This is a genomic window from Mangrovicella endophytica, assembly GCF_002893625.1.
GTDB classification, from domain to species: Bacteria; Pseudomonadota; Alphaproteobacteria; order Rhizobiales; family Rhizobiaceae; genus Mangrovicella; species Mangrovicella endophytica.
In genome coordinates this window covers 53,034-69,364 of sequence record NZ_PKMZ01000014.1, presented here as the reverse complement: position 1 = coordinate 69,364, position 16,331 = coordinate 53,034, and the positions used below count along the sequence as shown (strand labels likewise).

Sequence of the window (16,331 nt, the reverse complement as noted above, 5' to 3'; positions counted from 1 at the left end):
CCGCCGAGGCCCTGCATGGTATCGGCGCCGGCGGCACCATCGAGCCAGTTGGCAGCGTTGTTGCCAATAAGCGCGTTGCCGAAGCCGTTACCCGTGGCGTTGATCGCGCCGTTGCCAGTCAGCCGCACGGCCTCGATCGCGCCCTTGAAATGCGCGCTGTCGAACAGGTTGACTGAGATCGTGGACCACACGACGTCGTACCCGTCGGAGCCGGCGACGCTCTCATCGACGATGTCGCCGGCGTTGTCCACGTAGTAGCGGTCGTGGCCCGCGAGACCCTGCATCAGGTCTGCGCCGGCGCCGCCGTCGAGCCAGTTGGCGTTATTGTTGCCGATCAGCTGATTGGCGAGAGCGTTTCCGGTGGCGTTGATCGCCGCCGCGCCCGTCAGACGCACGGCTTCCACCGCTCCCTTGAAGTGAAGCGTGTCGGCGAGATTGGTGCTGATCGAGGACCAGACGACGTCGTAGCCGTCTGAGCCGGCGGCGCTTTCGTCGACGACGTCGCCGGCATTGTCGACATAGTAGCGGTCGCCGCCGCTTCCGCCGTACATCGTATCGGCACCGGCACCACCGTCGAGGATATCGCTACCGCGCATACCCCAGAGATAGTTGGCCAGGCCATTACCCCGGAGTGTATCGGCTCCGTCGCCGCCAATGGCATCATCCACGCCGTTGAAGTAGACGGTTACGCCGTCGATCGTCGATGCCGATCCGTCGAGGTTGATGGTGGATGCGGTGCTCACCGCCGAGGCGTTGACGACGTCGAAGCTGCTACCATTCGTGTCGTTGATTGTGGTGGCATGGCCACTGGTACCGGCGTAGTCGGAGAACTCGTCCGTGTAGACGTAGCGGTCGTTGATGTTCTGTGACGCGCCATAGGTCGTCAGGATGAGATCGCGCACCGTCAGCGTGTCGCCATTGACCGCATCGACAACTTGGACCTGCCATGTACCGGCGCTGGACTCGCCGCGGAACTGCTGGCTTTCCAGCGTGTAGTAGCCGCTGAAGTCGGTGCCGCCGGCACTCCCTGTCAGGCCCGGCTTGTAAAGCAGTGTGCTGACGGTGCCGTTCGGCGACGTCAGACGGATGATGACGTCTGATACGTAGGTTGTGGTGAAGTCGATCTGCAGCGCCACGCGTTCAACGAGTATGTTGTCGCTTTCCGTGATGTTGAAGGTGGTGCCGGTGGTGTTGCCGTCCGGGATGGTGGCGTTGAAATTCGCAAGGTCCGCGACCGTCGACGTCTGGTTTGCAGAGGTATGTGCGACGGTGTCGAACAGCCAAGACTCCGCCAGGCGGGTCGCCGCCCTGGCATCCACCAGGCCGAAGCCGTAGTCGTTGGAAAAGTGGAGACCGCCGCCGTTCCAGTTGCGCGCGCCGTTGAAGGACCAGCTGAAGAATTCCGATCCCGCCGCCGGAGCACCGACGGCGCTGCCGACATGGCGTGCCGAATAGGCCAGGATGTCCTGCACGTCGCGCCAGCCGAGCCCTTCATTGGCATCGAGGATGAGCGACATGACGCCGGCCACCTCCGGTGCGGCGGCCGAGGTGCCGTTGAAGCCGGACGTATAGTCGCCAGGATCATAACCGGCAGACCCCGTCCGGTCTGTCGTCACGACCTCGCCCGGCGTGCCGAAGGCTGACACCAGATTGGCAGCGCCATGGCTGGAATAGCTGGATACGTAGCCGTTCTGGTCCACGGCTGCGACCACGACCTGGCGCGTGTCGTTGGTCCAGGGATCGGCATTGACGTCGAAATTGGTGCCGCGGGAATTGCCAGCCGACTTGGCGATCATGGTGCCGAAGCCATCGCGACCCGTATCGACGGCATGGCCGATAGAGGTGCGAATCTCCTGGATCGCCGTCGCGCTTAGCCCGGTACCAAACAGCGTCGAAGCGGCATTGGCCATGCCCTGGCTGATATTGATGACGTCGCCGCCGTTGTCGGCGGCATCGCGAATGCCGTCGCGGACGTTGTTCAGCCACTGATTACTGATCAAGCCATAAAGCCGGTAGCCGATGATCTCAGACTGATAGGCAACGCCGACCGCCCCCGTGCCGTTGGCGGCAGCACCGATGATGCCCATCACGGCCGTACCGTGGGAGTCATCGAAATTCCCGAACGGATCGCCGGTGTTGGAGACGTAGTCGTAGTCGAGGTTCTGGTTGTAATTCGGCGCAAGGTCCACGTGGTTGTAATCGAACCCGTCGTCAATCACGAAGACACGGATGCCGGCGCCGGTATAGCCCTGTTCCCAGGCTCCACGGACGTTGAGGTCCAAAAGATTCGGATTGGATTGGATCAGATGCCACTGCTGTGCAAGCAGCGGATCGGTTGGAATCGGCATGGACAATCCCCCTTGTCCGGCGTCCAGCGGACGAGCGTGCTAGTCTTCCTGCCCGGCTGCCGCCAGAGCTCCCCTCATGCCTGCTATTGTCCGACGACCTCGGCCGTCTCCACGGCGATGACCGGCCCAAGGCACGTCGTCATGTTGGCGACGACACCGCTGACCTTGACGGTCGTTCCGATGGCGATGGTCGGCGCAAGATAAGAGACGCCGACCTCCTCTCCGGTCGGCATCCTGATCTTTGTGCACTCGACGGCATTCCCGACGCTGATCCGCACGCCAGTCACCGCAAGCCGCTCCCCGACGGTCTTGCCCGCCAGACGATCCGCCGGCGGCGACTGTTTCTGCCGATCCTGCATCTTGGCCACGACCCATGTTCCTTCCGCGCCCTGGCTCGCCGAGGCAAGCAGCGCCAACAAAACGCAAACGCCAAGCAAGCAGCCGACACTCAGCGCCGACCGTATGCCGGAAATCGCCATCCAGCGCCCATTCATCAGGAATGCTTCAGGTGGCCCGCACGAGCCATTGGTTTTTACTGAATAGTTTGAGCATGCAAGAGGCCCGACGTTGCGTCAAGTGCGATTATCTTGGCGCAGAAAACTTCCCAATGGAGCTGGCGAAAGCCTCAGGGTTGCGGTCGTAAGACCGTTGCCGCTCAGGGTTTGCTTTGCGCCTCGAAATAGGCAGCCGACGGACCGAAATACTTGATCGTCCCGCTCTCAAGTTCGAGAATCTTGTTGCAGGTGCGCTTCAGCAGCGAGTGCTGGTGCGATGCCAGCACGATGATGCCGGCCTGTGCCACCAGCTCTTCCATGCGTTGCCGCGCGCGTTCCTGGAAAGCTGGATCACCGGCTCCGATCCACTCGTCCATCAGTAATATTTCGGGCTCGAAGCTGGTGGCGATGGCGAAGGCGAGGCGTGCCGCCATGCCCTGGCTGTAGGACTTGAACGGCGCATCGATGAAGTCGCCGAGTTCGCTGAACGCGATGATTTCGTCCATCCGCCTGTCGATTTCGGCCCGTGGCCATCCATTGATCAGGCCGCGCAGGACGATGTTGCGACGGCCGGTGGCTTCTGGACGGAAGCCGAGTTGGATGTTGAAGAGGGCATCGACGCGACCGCTGCGTTCGATGCGGCCGCCGCTCGGCTCGAATATGCCGTAGAGCAGTTTCAGGAGCGAGGTCTTGCCGGCTCCATTGGTTCCGACGAGGCCGAGACGATCACCGGCCTCCAGATCGAAACTCACACCGTCCAGTGCAACGACGGTGTTGCCGGCGGTGCGCCCGCCGACCGAACTGCCGCCATCGGCAACCCGTCGGTCGCGCAGTGCCAGCGACAGCTTGCGCGGCAGTTTGTAGACCAGCCGAAGGTCGTGAGCACGCAAAGATGTCATCAGAGCAGGAACACGATCTTCTTACGATAGATGCCGAGGAGCATAAGGGCCGTGAGCCACGTGACCGCGGTTGCCGCGATTGCAATGACGAATGCTCTCTCGGGGAAGATCCCGTACATGATCGGAATACGAACCACCTCCAAGAAGTAGGTGAAGGGATTCCAGTGGTAGAAGATCTTGTGAAGCCCGACAGCGGTGGCGGGAACCCAGAAGACCGGTGTCAGGAAGACGCCTAGCCTGATCAGATTGCCGACGATGAACTGAAGATCAGGGAAGACGGTGCCGGCAACGGCGCAGATGATCATCAGCCCCGGCATCATCACGAGCACGATCATGACGCCGAGGATCGACCACAGCCATCCGACCGACGGCATGACGTGGAAGAACAGGAGGATCATCGCGCAGCCCGCTAAAGCATAGCCTGCCCGGATCACCAGTTGCATCGTCATGCGTAGGATGTAGATCGACAGCGGCAGGACGGTGCCCTGGATGAAGCTCTGTTCGCGCTGGAACAGCACGATGCCCTGGCTAACGCCATCGCTGATGAAGAGCCAGACGAGCAGACCCACCGCGACATAGGCGGGAAAGCCTGGCGTACGGCCATCGTCGAAGATGACGACGAAGGTTCCGGCGAACAGCAGGTAATTGATCAGCAGCCAAGCGGGGCCGAGCAGCGTCCGGCGATGCGCGTCCCCGACGTCTTCATGCGCCAGCGCCACCCAGACGCCGGACATGCCGAGTCCTTTGCGAATGTCGGCGACGGCGCCACTGATTGCGTTGATCATCAAAGTTCCGTGCCGCGAACGCCCACGCAGCTACCATGCCGCGCGGCACTGGAGCAATGGACGCGATTCAGCCCTTTCCAAGGCACGACCGGCGGCCCTGGAGCAGCCCGCAGCTTTGTCGCCGTATCATCCCGGACCGTGTACCACCTCCCCCTATACCGCCATCGAGTGGCGTGCGGTGCCGCCGGCGAGGTAGGCGTCGAAGCCCGCGGCGATGCTGCGCACGAAAGGCTGACCCCTGGCCGTGACGGCGAACCGCGTTCCGTCAAAGGTGGCGAGGTCGTCGCGGTCGTTCTCGGCAGCCAGTGCGAACTCGAACAGGATCGGATCGGCCGCGGCGCCGAAGCGGCTCCGCAGATCGTCGACTGAGACGGCGAAGTCGCATGTCAGCCGCTCGATGACATAGCCGCGCAGGCGGTCGTCTGCCTTAAGCTCGATGCCGCGTGCGATCGGCAGTTCGCCGGCATCGACGATCCGCATGTAGTCCGCCGTGGCGACGACATTCTGGATGTGTCCGTCCGGCAGCGAGCCGATGGCCGAGGCGCCAAGTCCGACGATCGCGTCCGCCGCATCGTCCGTATAGCCCTGGAAGTTGCGGCGCAGCCGGTTCTCGCGCCGGGCCTTGGCAAGCGTGTCCTCGGGTTTGGCGAAGTGGTCGAAGCCGATGGTCGTATAGCCGGCCTCGACGATCCGTCCGGCCGCGGCACGCGCCATGTCGAAGCGCTCTAATGGCCCTGCCAGCCACGCCGTGTCGATCATCTCCATGTGCTTCTTCATCTGCGGCACATGCGCGTAGCCGAACACCGCGAGACGATCCGGCTGGAGGGCGAGCGCCTGGGCGACGGTCGCCAGCAGGCGCTCCTGCGTCTGGTGCGGCAGGCCGTAGACGAGATCGAGATTGATGGACGCGACGCCACGGCGGCGCAATCCTTCCACCGTCCAGCGGGTGACTTCGAGGCTCTGCAGCCGGTTGATCGCCTGCTGAACCTCGGGGCTGAAATCCTGCACGCCGATGGAGGCGCGGGTCATGCCGGCTGCGGCGAAGGCGTCGAGCTTGGCTTCGTCGAGGTCGCGTGGATCGAGCTCGACGGAGAAGCCTGCGTCATCCGCGAACGGCAAAATGGACTTCAGGTGCTCGGCCAAGCCCACGGTGTCATCGGGCGTCAGGATAGTCGGCGAGCCGCCGCCCCAGTGCATCGACCCGATGGTGATGCCATTGGGCAACGCTTGCGCAAGAAGAGCGGCTTCGGCCTTCAGCCGGACGAGGTAGTTGGCTACCGGATCATAGCGGCGCGTGTGCTTGGTATGGCAGCCGCAGAACCAGCAGAGCTGGTCGCAGAAGGGAATGTGGAGATAGAGCGACAGCCGGCTGCGTGGGGGCAGTTGCTGCAACCAGAGCCGGTACGCCGCATTGTCGATACCGGTATGAAAATGCGGCGCGGTCGGGTAGCTCGTGTAGCGAGGGACCGGTGCGGCGTGACGGAGGACGAGATCGTTCTGCATGCTGCAACTGCTAGCAGCTATGCACGCAGCGACGTTGATCTGCGTCAACGATCCGGATTGTTGTAGCCGCGGCGGTGGTCGAGGCGCTTGAAAGGAGAGGCGAGGCGGACGTGTCTTCTGTACGGCCCAAGAGAAGCGACGTGCATCATCCCGAGCCCGACGGGCAGGTGGTGCCGAAGCTGTGCGAGTCATGCGAGGCGCGGCACCGCGGCGTCTGCGGAGCCTTGCCGGGCGACGATCTCCTGCGCCTGTCCAAGATCTCGGTCCGCAAGACGTTGAAGTCCGGAGAGAGCGTCGTCTGCGACGAGGATGATGTCATCTCCTTCTCCAACGTCCTCAACGGCGTCGTGAAGCTGTCCAAGCTCCTGCCGGATGGACGCCAGCAGATCGTCGGGCTGCAGTTTGCGCCGGACTTCCTGGGCCGCCCGTTCCGCGCGGAAAGCCACCTGACGGCCGAGGCGTCGGGCGACGTGCATCTCTGCAGCTTCCCGCGGGCCGAATTCGAATCGATGATGCGGGACAATCCCGAGCTCGAGCATCGCATTCTGGCGCAGACGCTGGAGCAGCTCGACGAGGCGCGCGACTGGATGATGACGCTTGGGCGCAAGACCGCGCGCGAGAAGATCGCCAGCTATCTCCTGATGATCGCCCGGCACTCCGCGCCGCAGCCGCCAAGCGGGCAGGGGGTGGCCATCGACCTGCCGCTCAGCCGGGGCGACATGGCCGATTTCCTCGGCCTCACCATCGAGACGGTATCGCGGCAGATGACCGCTCTGCGCAAGGCGAAGGTGATCGAGTTCGACAGCGCGCGCGCGGTGAGGATCCCGTCGCTGCGTGCCCTGGAACGGGCCGCCGGCGAATAGCCGGGGCCGGATGCCCGACCGCTGCCGGGACCATGCCGCTTCTCCTGATGGCGATCAGCTAGCCGACCGGACGCAGCGTGCGCGCCGGCATGTCCGCATCGGCACAGCGCTTCGACGCCTGGCGGAAATCGGCGAGGAGCTGCGCCATCTCCTCGTTGGTCAGCAACGCCTCCGCCTTCGGCAAGATCACCTCGTCCTCGAAGGCAAGATGACGCTGCATCGCCTCGAAGAAGCCGCGCAGCTGGAAGGCGATCGCGTCGACTTCGCACCGTTTGCAACCGTCCGCGAGGCGCATGAGGTTCTCGGCCGCCTCGGCAGCATGGTCGCGATCCTCGATATGCTCCACCATCAGGCGGTCGATGCTGCCCTGAAGCGGTGACTGCGCGCCGAGCCGGCGGCGCAGCAGCGGAAACAGGATCTCATCCTCGAGCCGGTGATGACGGTCGAGCGCCTCCTCCACGTCATGGGCGAGCTGCCGGCACTCCGCCGCGTCCGGATAGGGCAGGCTGTCGGCTATGGCCTCCAGCCGTTCACAGAGGTCGCGTTGCTCGCGATGAGCATGGCGCAGATGCAGCAGCGGATCGATGATCGAGGCTGCGCGGCATCCGCCGCAGCAGTCGCGTTCCGCCCCGGCAGGACGCAGGGCCGCTTCGATGACGCCGGCATCCGGAGTTTCGCCATCGATCACCGTGGGCAAGCCCTCTTCCCGGGCCGCGAGCGGGCTATCCATCGACGCTCCCTTCGTGGATCGTGTTGATTCCAATCGCCCGGATGCTCCGCGTCTTCCTTGACGCAGATCAAAGCACCTCGCCCCGCACTCTCCTAACGCTCCACTCGGCGCCGGCCTTCGCGTCACGCCCGAGCTGCCTCAAGGGGAACTTCCATGAAATTCACGACGGAGACGATCGTCGTCGGCCTAGCGGCCTTCGCGGCGCTGATGGGGGCGGCGTTCGCAGCGGACGCCGCGTTCCGAATCCATGCCTATGTCCTGACAATCGTCCTTGCGGCGGCTACCATGGTGCTGCTGCGCCAGATCCAGACGACGCCGCGCGGCGCCAAGGTCGCGATCTTCGGCGTGCGTGACGACGACGGCCCCTATATGGACGGCGTCGTGCGCGCCGGCGCCCTGGCGACGATGTTCTGGGGCGCGATCGGCCTTCTCGTCGGCGTGATCATCGCGCTGCAGCTGGCCTATCCGCTGGTGAACTTCGAGCCCTGGTTCAACTTCGGGCGCTTGCGGCCGCTGCACACCTCGGCGGTGATCTTCGCCTTCGGCGGCAATGCCCTCCTGGCAACGTCCTTCTACATCGTGCAGCGCACCTGCCGCGCGCGCCTCTTCGGCGGCGATCTCGCCTGGTGGGTGTTCTGGGGATACCAGCTCTTCATCGTGCTCGCCGCGAGCGGCTATCTGCTCGGCATCAGCCAGAGCAAGGAATATGCCGAGCCCGAGTGGTATGTGGACCTCTGGCTGACGGTCGTCTGGGTCGGCTACCTCGTGGTCTTCCTCGGCACCGTCGTGAAGCGCGAAGAGCCGCACATCTACGTCGCCAACTGGTTCTACCTGTCCTTCATCGTGACGATCGCGATGCTGCACATCGTCAACAACCTGGCGATGCCGGTCAGCTTCCTCGGCGCGAAGAGCTATTCGGCCTTCTCGGGCGTGCAGGACGCGCTGACGCAGTGGTGGTACGGCCACAATGCGGTCGGCTTCTTCCTGACCGCCGGCTTCCTCGGCATGATGTATTACTTCATCCCGAAGCAGGCGAACCGTCCGGTCTACTCCTATCGCCTGTCGATCATCCACTTCTGGTCGCTGATCTTCATGTATATCTGGGCAGGTCCGCATCACCTGCACTACACGGCCTTGCCCGACTGGGCCCAGACGCTCGGCATGGTGTTCTCGGTGATGCTCTGGATGCCGTCCTGGGGTGGCATGATCAACGGCCTGATGACGCTGTCGGGCGCCTGGGACAAGCTGCGGACCGACCCTGTGCTGCGCATGATGGTGATCGCCGTCGCCTTCTACGGCATGGCCACCTTCGAGGGTCCGATGATGTCGGTGAAGGCTGTGAACTCGCTCAGCCACTACACCGACTGGACCATCGGCCACGTCCATTCCGGCGCGCTCGGATGGAACGGCATGATCACCTTCGGCGCGCTCTATTACATGGTCCCGCGGCTCTGGAAGCGTGAGCAGCTCTACAGCCTGCGCCTCGTCAACTGGCACTTCTGGCTGGCGACGATCGGTATCGTTCTCTACGCCGCCTCCATGTGGGTGTCGGGCATCATGCAGGGCCTGATGTGGCGCGAGTACGATGAGCAGGGCTTCCTGGTCTACTCCTTCGTCGAAACGGTCGCGGCCCTCCGCCCCTACTACATCATGCGTGTGCTCGGTGGTCTCCTCTACCTCTCCGGCGCGCTGGTGATGAACTACAACCTCCTGAAAACCATCCGGGGCGCGGTGCGAGCCGAAACGCCGATGGGCCAGGCGCGCCTGGCGCCGGCGGCCTGAGCCTGGGAGCAAGGACCATGTCCAGCACAACTGACAAGAAGTCGCCTTTCGCGCATCACGCCAAGATCGAGAGGAGCGCCACGCTCCTCCTGATCCTCTCCTTCATCGTCGTCACCATCGGCGGCATCGTGGAGATCGCACCGCTCTTCTATCTCGAGAACACGATCGAGAAGGTGGAAGGGATGCGGCCCTACACGCCGCTGGAGCTGGCGGGGCGCAACGTCTACATCCGTGAGGGCTGCTACGTCTGCCACAGCCAGATGATCCGGCCCTTCCGCGACGAGGTGGAGCGCTACGGCCACTACAGCCTGGCGGCCGAGTCCATGTACGACCACCCCTTCCAGTGGGGCTCCAAGCGAACCGGACCTGATCTTGCCCGCGTCGGCGGCCGCTATTCGGACGAATGGCATGTCGCCCACCTGAAGGATCCGCGGGCGGTGGTGCCGGAGTCGATCATGCCGACCTACGGCTTCCTGGCAAAGACCGACCTCGACTTCGCGACCATCGGCGCCGACCTCGTCGCCAACACCGATGTCGGCGTCCCCTACAGCCAGGAGATGATCCAGAACGCCGTCGCCGACGTGAAGGCCCAGGCGACCGGCGAGGGCGACACGGCCGGTGTCGAAGCCCGCTACCCGAAGGCGCAGATCCGCGACTTCGACGGCGATCCGAGCCGCATCACCGAGATGGACGCGCTTGTCGCCTATCTGCAGATGCTGGGAACGCTGGTCGATGTCGGCGCCTACAAGCCGGCCCCCGAGGAAGGACGCTGACGCCATGGAAACCTACACCGCGATGCGGCACTTCGCCGACTCCTGGGGCCTCCTCGCCATGACGTGCTTCTTCCTGCTCGTCGTCGGCTACGCCCTCTTCCGTCCACGCGCCCGCCAGATTGCACAGGACGCGGCCGCCATTCCCTTCAGGGAGGATAACGTCCATGGCCGATAGAGAAATCGACGAACCGACCGGCACGGCCACGACGGGCCATTCCTGGGACGGTATCCGCGAGCTCGACACGCCGATGCCGCGGTGGTGGCTCTGGACCTTCTATGCCACGATCGTCTTCGCCGTGGTGTACATGATCCTCTACCCGGCCATTCCGATGATCGACCGGGCCACGCAGGGCCTGCTCGGCTGGAGCAGCCGAGGCGCGGTGCAGTCGGAGATCGAGGGCGCCATCGCCAATCAGGCCGACTATCGCCAGCGCGTCGCCAATGCCGCCACGATGCAGGACATCATCAACGACCAGGAGCTGTTCCAGTTCGCGGTCTCGGCCGGCAAGTCGGCCTTCTCCGTCAACTGCGTCCAGTGCCACGGCATGGGGGCGGCCGGCGGTCCCGGCTACCCGAACCTGCAGGACGACGACTGGCTCTGGGGCGGCTCGATCGACGACATTCGCCAGACCATCGCGCATGGCATCCGCAGCGACGATCCCGAGACGCGCGTCTCGGAGATGCCGGCCTTCGGGCGTGACGGAATCCTCGACCGCGACCAGATCCGCAACGTGTCTGCCTATGTCATGAACATCGCCAAGGTGCCGCCGAAGTACGGCGACGTGGCGGCGGGCGAGCAGGTCTTTACCGAGAACTGCGCCGCCTGCCATGGCGACACCGGCCAAGGCATGCCCGAGATGGGCGCGCCGGCGCTGAACGACCCTATCTGGCTGCGGGTCACCGACCAGGACCAGGTCGTCGCGCAGGTCACCAGCCCGAAGCACGGCGTCATGCCGGCCTGGGAAGGGCGCCTCGGCGACACGACGGTCAAGGAGCTTGCGACCTATGTCTACTCGCTGAGCGGCGGGCCATCCGCAACGATCCGCTGATAGGCCACGGCCTTCGGGCTGCTGCGCCTGGGCTGGTGCCTGGTTGGGGGACCGGGCACCAGCCTTTTGCACGTTGACTCAGATCAAGGTTGGGCTTCGCCTGAGAGCCTAAACAACCTCCGGAGAGACTTTTCCCGGGTGATGCGGGTCGGGGTCCCGCGGCGCCCATCCGGAGACAGACATGCTCGTTTACGACAGCGTCGATCGTGTCGACGCGGAACCGGTCAACAGTGCCAGGCAGCGCGGGCCGCTCTATGCCGCCCGCAAGAAGATCCATCCCAAGCGCGCCGAGGGGCAGTTCCGTCGCCTGAAGTGGATCATCATGGCGGTGACGCTGTCGATCTACTATTTCGCGCCCTGGATCCGCTGGGACCGCGGACCTTACGCGCCCGACCAGGCGATCCTCGTCGATCTCGCCAACCGGCGCTTCTATTTCTTCTTCATCGAGATCTGGCCGAAGGAATTCTACTACGTTGCCGGCCTCTTGATCATGGCCGGCCTCGGCCTGTTCCTGATCACCTCGGTGGTCGGCCGCGCATGGTGCGGCTACACCTGCCCGCAGACGGTGTGGGTCGATCTCTTTCTGGTGGTGGAACGCTTCATCGAAGGCGACCGCAACAAGCGGATTGCCCTCGACAAGGCCCCGATGAGCCTCGACAAGGCCGGCAAGCGCCTTGCCAAGCACGCCATCTGGCTGGTGATCGCCGTTCTCACCGGCGGCGCCTGGATCTTCTATTTTGCCGATGCGCCGACGCTTCTGGTCGATGTGGTCACGCTGCAGGCGGCCCCGGTCGCCTATATGACCGTCGGCATCCTGACCGCGACCACCTACGTCTTCGGCGGCTTCATGCGCGAGCAGGTCTGCACCTATATGTGCCCCTGGCCGCGCATCCAGGCCGCGATGCTCGACGAGAACTCGCTGACCGTCACCTACAATGACTGGCGCGGCGAGCCGCGCTCGCGCCACCAGAAGAAGGCGACCGCGGCGGGCCTGCCGGTCGGCGACTGCGTCGACTGCAATGCCTGCGTCGTGGTCTGCCCGATGGGCATCGACATCCGCGAGGGCCAGCAGATGGAGTGCATCACCTGCGCCCTCTGCATCGACGCCTGCGACAGCGTCATGGACAAGACGGGGCGCGAACGCGGGCTGATCTCCTACGCCACCCTGTCCGACTACAATGCCAATATGGCGCTCGCCAGCGACGAGACCGGCACGATCCGGCCGTCGCAGGTGCGCGACGCGCAGACGGGCCGGCTGAAGCCGAACTTCGTCGCCTTTCGCTGGCGCGAGATGGTGCGGCCGCGCACGCTGATCTATTTCGGCCTTTGGGCGCTCGTCGGCATCGCCATGCTGATCTCGCTGGCGACGCGCGAGCGGCTGGAGGCCAGCGTTCAGCATGATCGCAACCCGGTCTATGTGCGCCTGTCCGACGGCAGCATCCGCAATGGTTATACGGTCCGCATCTCCAACATGCTGACCGAGCCGCGGGTGTTCCGCGTCTCGGTCCAGGGTTTGCCGCAGGCGGAGATGACCATCCCCAACCGCCGGATCGAGGCGGATGGCGCTGCCCTCATCGAGGTTCCGGCCGATCGCGTGCAGACGCTGCGCGTCCTCGTTTCACAGCCGATGGCTGCGATTGCGGGCGAACGGCAAGACTTCCGCATCGACGTTGCGGACACGGCCGGCTCGGATGCCACGTCCGTCGGTGCAGCCTTCGACGCCCCCGCGAAGACGAGGTGACATGATGACCACGAAAGAGACCTGGCGCTTCACCGGGACGCACATGTTCCTGGTCATGCTGCTCTTCTTCGGCACGATCATCTCCGTCAACGTCATCATGGCCGTGGCGGCGACGGGCAGCTGGTCCGGTCTCGTGGTGAAGAACTCCTATGTCGCCAGCCAGCAGTTCAACGCGAAGCTGGAGGACATGAAGCGCCAGCAGAAGCTCGGCTGGACCGTCGCGGTCACGGCGAGCGAGACCAAGGTGGCGGTGGCGTTGAATGATGCCGGCGGCAAGCCGGTCGCGGCCAAGCTCAGCGTCGCGATGACACGGCCGAACACCGACCATGACGACCACGTGCTGACCCTCGCTCTGGCGCCGTCCGGCCGCTATGAGGCAGAGACGAAGCTCGGCGCCGGCGCCTGGGACGCCACCGTCACCGCGGTCGACGGCAAGACGGAGAGCTTCGTGACCACGAAGCGCCTTTATATCGAGCCGGCGCGCATTGCCGGCGGGGAAGCGGGACGATGAGCTGCTGCATCGGCGTCACGCCCGACCAGGCCGCTGACTTCATCGGATCGCCCGACGCGCTGCGGCGCGAGGAGTTCCGCGCCTCCGGGGTCGCTCTCGACGACGACAGCGTCCGCTACGTCCTTGCGGCACCGGCGATCCACTGCGCCGCCTGCATCCAGACGATCGAACGCGGGCTGAAGCGCGTCCAAGGCGTGCGTTCCGCCCGCGTCAACTTCTCCACCCGTCGCGTGATGGTGGAGGCGGACGCTGCGATGGCCGAGCCGTTCCAGATCGTCGAGACGCTGGAGAAGCTCGGCTACAAGGCCGAGCTGTTCGACCTTTCAGGTGAGCTGACCGACGGCAGCGCCGTCACCGCCAGCCTGATCCGGGCGCTCGTGGTCGCCGGCTTCGCCTCGGCCAACGTCATGCTCCTGTCGGTATCGGTCTGGTCCGGCGCCGACGGCACGACGCGCACGCTGTTCCTCTACCTGTCGGCGCTGCTGGCGGTGCCGGCGACGCTCTATGCCGGCCAGCCCTTCTATCGCTCCGCCTGGTCGGCGCTGCGCTCCGGGCGCCTCAACATGGATGTGCCGATCGCGCTGGCCGTGCTCCTGACGCTCGGTCTCAGCGTCTACGAGGCGACGATCGGCACCGGCGAATCCTGGTTCGATGCCTCCGTCTCGCTGATCTTCTTCCTGCTGATCGGCCGGGTTCTCGACCACCTCATGCGCGAGCGGGCGCGCGGCGGCGTCGAGCAGCTCACCCGTCTTGCCGCCAAAGGCGCCATGCGGATCATGCCGGACGGCTCCACGCTCTATGTTCCGGTAGACGAGATCCGTCCCGGCATGCGGCTGCTCGTCGCCGTCGGCGAGCGTTTCGCCGTCGATTGCCGCCTGGCGGACGGCACGCGCACCGACGTGGACCGGTCGATGGCGACAGGCGAAAGCCTGCCCGTTTCCGTGTCCGCCGGCGCCAAGGTGGAGGCCGGCGCCGTCAACCTGACGCGGTCGGTCGAGGTGGAAGCGACGGCCGATGCCGGCCATAGTCTCGTCAGCGAGATGGTCCGGCTGATGGAAGCCGCCGAGCAGGGCAAAGCATCCTATGTCCGCCTCGCTGACAAGCTGGCCACGCTCTACGCCCCGCTCGTCCACATCCTCGCCTTCTCGACCTTTGCGGGATGGATGCTGGTGACCCAGGACTGGCACGCCGCGATCCGTGCGGCGGTCTGCGTGCTGATCGTGACCTGTCCGTGCGCGCTTGGTCTCGCGGTGCCAATCGCCCAGGTCGTTGGCGCCAGCATCCTGATGCGCCGCGGCATCCTGGTGCGCAACGGCTCGGCCTTCGAGCGCATGGCCGAGGTGCGCCAGGCGGTTTTCGACAAGACCGGGACGCTGACCTTGCCGCATCTGAAGCTCGGCGCGGGCGGGATCGACGATGCCGCGCTTGCTGCCGCGGCAGGTCTTGCATCGAACAGCCGCCACCCGCTGTCGCAAGCGGTGACGGCGCTCGCCGCCGGCCGCGGCGTGCAGCCGCTCAGCGTGACGGATGTCGGCGAGATCGCCGGCGCCGGCATCGAGGGCCGGATCGGCGACATGGCCGTGCGCCTCGGCCGGCGGGACTTCGCCGCGGCCGTTGCCACCGGTGCCTCGGCTCGCGCGGCTGGTGAGGACGAGGCGACTTTGTGGTTTGCCGGGGCCGGTTTCGCGCTGCAGCCGCTCGCCGTCGAAGCCGAACTGCGGCCGGATGCCGAAGCGACGCTGCGCGAGTTCCAGGCAGGCGGCATCACCTCGCATCTTCTCTCCGGCGACACCGCCGCCAGCGTCGAAGCGCTGCGGGCGCGTCTGCCGATCGCCGCCGGCCACGCCTTCGCATCCATGTCGCCGGCCGCCAAGGTCGAGCGCATCGCAGCGCTTGGGCGCGAAGGCGGTCCGGTGCTCTTCGTCGGCGACGGCATCAACGACGCGCCCGCGCTCGGGGCGGCGCATGTCTCGATGACGCCGGCGGCGGCCTCCGATGTCGGCCGTGCCAATGCCGACTTCGTCTTCCTGAATGCCTCTCTCGCGGGCGTGATCGACGCCTGGAAGCTGTCCCGTGCGGTCGTATCGTTTGTGAAGCAGAATTTCGCGATCGCGATCGCCTACAATACGATCGCCATACCGCTTGCGATGTTTGGTGGCGTGACGCCGCTGATCGCGGCCATCGCGATGTCGAGCTCGTCGATCATCGTGGTCGGCAACACGCTGCGGCTTCGCCTGCGGTTTCCCGATCCGAAAGCGCTGGATGTTGCTGCAGGCGCAGCCGCGGCGCGGCAGGAGCGGCCGACAACGCTGGAGGTTCCGGCATGACCAATCTCCTGATCCTGATCCCGATCGCGCTCGGGCTGGGCGCGCTCGGCCTTTGCGCCTTCCTCTGGGCCTATCGCAGCGGGCAGTTCGAGGATCTCGACGGCGACGCCATCCGGATCCTGCAGGACGACGAATAAGGCGCCTGCCGTTCGAGCCATGCCGACGCCGATTTTCTCTGCCTGCAGGCCGCTCCTTCACCTAAGTGAGAGACAGGCTTCGCGGCGTCAGGTCATCTCACCTGGGAAACGGAGGTGGCCATGCTTGATATGACACATGCTATGGTGCGCGAGGCCGTGGGCCGGGCTCGTGCCAATGGATCGACCCTGATCGTCAACCTCACTGCAAGCCGTATTGCCGCCGCCCACGGGCTGGACGACGACGATCTCGTCGACACCGTGTCGCGAGCGATCATCCGCGAATGCGGCCATAGCGGCGTTGCCATGGCCTTCGATGCCGAGGACGCACTGCAGGCGATCACCGACGGCGAGGGCGGCCACGTCATCTCGCTGTTCTGACGCGGTCCCGA

General features: G+C 65.1%; 16 protein-coding genes. 10 read left to right on the top strand and 6 right to left on the bottom strand.

The annotated features are described in order from the left end of the window. The 5 genes from C0R46_RS19510 to hemN all read right to left on the bottom strand — a co-directional run. On the bottom strand, positions 1-2,348 hold a 2,348-nt coding region (locus tag C0R46_RS19510), incomplete at its 3' end, for a S8 family serine peptidase (protein ID WP_102961346.1). An 83-nt stretch (positions 2,349-2,431) separates the two neighbouring features. Continuing rightward, positions 2,432-2,842, bottom strand: a complete 411-nt coding sequence (locus tag C0R46_RS19505) for a hypothetical protein (protein WP_210200140.1) — start codon at positions 2,840-2,842, stop codon at positions 2,432-2,434. Between the two features lie 161 nt (positions 2,843-3,003). Continuing rightward, positions 3,004-3,741, bottom strand: coding sequence for an ABC transporter ATP-binding protein (locus C0R46_RS19500; RefSeq protein WP_102961344.1), 738 nt, complete (start codon positions 3,739-3,741; stop codon positions 3,004-3,006). Further along, on the bottom strand, positions 3,741-4,526 hold the full coding sequence (locus tag C0R46_RS19495) for an ABC transporter permease (protein WP_102961343.1): 786 nt from the start codon (positions 4,524-4,526) through the stop codon (positions 3,741-3,743). The genes C0R46_RS19500 and C0R46_RS19495 overlap by 1 nt, the downstream gene beginning before the upstream one ends. Positions 4,527-4,679: 153 nt before the next feature. Next, on the bottom strand, positions 4,680-6,029 hold the full coding sequence (hemN, locus tag C0R46_RS19490; RefSeq protein WP_102961342.1) for an oxygen-independent coproporphyrinogen III oxidase: 1,350 nt from the start codon (positions 6,027-6,029) through the stop codon (positions 4,680-4,682). Between the two features lie 140 nt (positions 6,030-6,169). Here hemN and C0R46_RS19485 point away from each other — a divergent pair, with 140 nt between their 5' ends. Next, positions 6,170-6,892, top strand: a complete 723-nt coding sequence (locus tag C0R46_RS19485; protein ID WP_198598414.1) for a Crp/Fnr family transcriptional regulator — start codon at positions 6,170-6,172, stop codon at positions 6,890-6,892. A gap of 58 nt (positions 6,893-6,950) precedes the next feature. On the opposite strand, the gene C0R46_RS19480 is transcribed toward C0R46_RS19485, so the two are convergent. Next, positions 6,951-7,622, bottom strand: coding sequence for a hemerythrin domain-containing protein (locus C0R46_RS19480; protein WP_102961341.1), 672 nt, complete (start codon positions 7,620-7,622; stop codon positions 6,951-6,953). Positions 7,623-7,775: 153 nt separating this feature from the next. On the opposite strand from C0R46_RS19480, the gene ccoN reads away from it, so the two are divergent. From ccoN to C0R46_RS19435, 9 genes are all read left to right on the top strand, one after another. Then, positions 7,776-9,404 (top strand): cytochrome-c oxidase, cbb3-type subunit I, encoded by a 1,629-nt coding sequence (gene ccoN, locus C0R46_RS19475; RefSeq protein ID WP_102961340.1) that lies wholly within the window; start codon positions 7,776-7,778, stop codon positions 9,402-9,404. Positions 9,405-9,421: 17 nt separating this feature from the next. After that, the gene (gene ccoO / locus C0R46_RS19470) at positions 9,422-10,177 is read left to right on the top strand and encodes a cytochrome-c oxidase, cbb3-type subunit II (protein WP_102961339.1); all 756 of its coding nucleotides are present in this window, start codon (positions 9,422-9,424) and stop codon (positions 10,175-10,177) included. A 4-nt stretch (positions 10,178-10,181) separates the two neighbouring features. Next, the gene (locus C0R46_RS19465; protein ID WP_102961338.1) at positions 10,182-10,352 is read left to right on the top strand and encodes a cbb3-type cytochrome c oxidase subunit 3; all 171 of its coding nucleotides are present in this window, start codon (positions 10,182-10,184) and stop codon (positions 10,350-10,352) included. After that, complete coding sequence (ccoP, locus tag C0R46_RS19460; protein WP_102961337.1) at positions 10,342-11,226, top strand: cytochrome-c oxidase, cbb3-type subunit III; 885 nt, start codon at positions 10,342-10,344, stop codon at positions 11,224-11,226. Before C0R46_RS19465 ends, ccoP begins: the two co-directional genes overlap by 11 nt. A 181-nt stretch (positions 11,227-11,407) precedes the next feature. Then, complete coding sequence (ccoG, locus tag C0R46_RS19455) at positions 11,408-12,967, top strand: cytochrome c oxidase accessory protein CcoG (RefSeq protein WP_102961336.1); 1,560 nt, start codon at positions 11,408-11,410, stop codon at positions 12,965-12,967. 1 nt (position 12,968) lies between these two features. Beyond that, on the top strand, positions 12,969-13,478 hold the full coding sequence (locus C0R46_RS19450; RefSeq protein ID WP_157944701.1) for a FixH family protein: 510 nt from the start codon (positions 12,969-12,971) through the stop codon (positions 13,476-13,478). After that, entirely contained in the window at positions 13,475-15,805 is a 2,331-nt protein-coding gene (locus C0R46_RS19445) for a heavy metal translocating P-type ATPase (protein WP_102961334.1), read from the top strand. Before C0R46_RS19450 ends, C0R46_RS19445 begins: the two co-directional genes overlap by 4 nt. After that, entirely contained in the window at positions 15,802-15,942 is a 141-nt protein-coding gene (ccoS, locus tag C0R46_RS19440; RefSeq protein ID WP_102961333.1) for a cbb3-type cytochrome oxidase assembly protein CcoS, read from the top strand. The genes C0R46_RS19445 and ccoS overlap by 4 nt, the downstream gene beginning before the upstream one ends. A 120-nt stretch (positions 15,943-16,062) precedes the next feature. After that, a complete protein-coding gene (locus C0R46_RS19435; RefSeq protein ID WP_157944700.1) occupies positions 16,063-16,320 on the top strand; it encodes a hypothetical protein in 258 nt (85 codons plus the stop codon). The last annotated feature ends 11 nt before the right edge of the window (positions 16,321-16,331 follow it).